The 330-nt window shown below is 55.5% G+C and carries 1 protein-coding gene; it reads left to right on the top strand.

From position 1 onward, the window contains the following. Positions 1–141 precede the first annotated feature (141 nt). On the top strand, positions 142–330 hold a 189-nt coding region (locus tag MO867_RS22825; protein WP_252473426.1), incomplete at its 3' end, for a hypothetical protein.

Here is a 330-nt window from a genome sequence, read left to right as displayed (position 1 = left end):
GTCGCTTTCGCTGGCATCGCCACGCAGTCCCTAATCAGCGAATCAACCGGCAAACTTTGGGGGGGCAGATAGTCCGGGGATGGAATAGGAAACCCCTCGCTTTTTTCATCGCAGCGGCAACTGCCGCGAAGGGAGAAACCCTTGACTAAGCAAATTTACAAAGTGCTCCAGCCCGTCAAAGTTGCCGGCAAAATTGTCAAAGCCGGCACCGTTAGCTGTGCCCCAGAGGAGGCTAAGCCTCTGCTGAAAAGCGACAGCCTTATCGCCGCCGGTACCAGTGCCGGCGATGGTGAAATTTCCATGGAAGTTTTCGCCGAAGCTGTAGCCCAA

Source organism: Microbulbifer okhotskensis (genome assembly GCF_023895975.1).
GTDB lineage: Bacteria > Pseudomonadota > Gammaproteobacteria > Pseudomonadales > Cellvibrionaceae > Microbulbifer > Microbulbifer okhotskensis.
Note: the sequence above shows the minus strand (reverse complement) of the source record. Positions and strands in the feature narration are given on the sequence as shown.